The sequence below is a fragment of the Bradyrhizobium sp. BRP56 genome, assembly GCF_020194035.1.
In the GTDB taxonomy this organism is placed as follows: Bacteria; Pseudomonadota; Alphaproteobacteria; order Rhizobiales; family Xanthobacteraceae; genus Bradyrhizobium; species Bradyrhizobium australafricanum.
Genome location: NZ_JADYVV010000176.1, coordinates 1 through 963, shown reverse-complemented (window position 1 = coordinate 963; position 963 = coordinate 1). Strand labels below are relative to the sequence as shown.

Annotated in this window: 1 protein-coding gene and 1 pseudogene; both read left to right on the top strand. The window is 62.9% G+C overall.

Annotation, left to right across the window (positions count from 1 at the left end; translation table 11 throughout):
• Positions 1–173, top strand: a 173-nt coding sequence (locus tag I6F38_RS43235; RefSeq protein ID WP_225164692.1) for a transposase, incomplete at its 5' end; no start/stop codon positions are given.
• Between the two features lie 9 nt (positions 174–182).
• Positions 183–488: pseudogene (locus I6F38_RS43230) on the top strand (ATP-binding protein); the annotation flags it as partial.
• Positions 489–963: the final 475 nt, after the last annotated feature.

The following is a 963-nucleotide window of genomic DNA, read 5'->3' as shown; positions in this document are numbered from 1 at the left end:
TCCAGCTTCTGCCGAGGCGGTGGGTGGTTGAACGCACATTCGCATGGTTCGGCAGATGCCGCCGCCTCGCCAAGGACTTCGAGGCGACGGTGGCAACCGAAGCTGCCTGGCTGCTGATTGCACACATCAGGCTCCTGACCCGCAGACTCGCGGCTGCAGCTAAGGTTGGGTGATTTATGAGTCAGACTCTCAGGACCCTGGCGCGCGTCGAGCTTCTGGTCCTCGACGACTGGGGACTTGCCCCGATGACTGGCGAGCAGCAACGCGACCTGTTGGAGATGATGGAGGATCGCCATGGCCGCGGCTCGACCGTGATGACAAGCCAGCTCCCGGTCGAGCATTGGCACGAGCTCATCGGCAACCCAACCATTGCCGACGCTATCCTCGATCGCCTCGTGCACAACGCCCACAGGCTCACCCTCAAGGGCGAGAGCCTACGCAAAGCCGCCGCCAAGCGTCAGACGCTTGACGACGAGCCCGCCAACTGACCTGATGACGACGTCGTCGCGAGAGCCCGCCTCGGCAGGCGGCCGGGATACGGAATCCCTGGCCGCCTTCAATCGGTACAGGCGGCCGGCTTCGCTCGGAATCCGCGGCCGACTTCGTCGGAATGCGCGCGCCTGCCAGCCGAAGGTGAACCGTAGGCGTAGCTCTACGGCCCTTTTGAATGGCGCTTGACTCCTATTTTGTTCGCGTGGCGCGTCGCCGCGGTTTCCATGTGTCGGACAACGCGTTGACGGCGGCTTCGAGCGCCTTCCGGTCGACGACGTTGGGTCGAACCTGTGCTTCGGCGTGGAATAAGGCCCCCGTATTCGAGGTGATCGGCATTCAATTGGGGCTGTGACGCAAGTTTGGTGCAGCGCCGACTATTCTGCGCCGATCAATCTGGCTTGAAGCAGGTTGCCGCGACCGTACATTTGACGTCGAACGAGCTTGAGGCGCGTGATCTGACCTTCGGTCTGG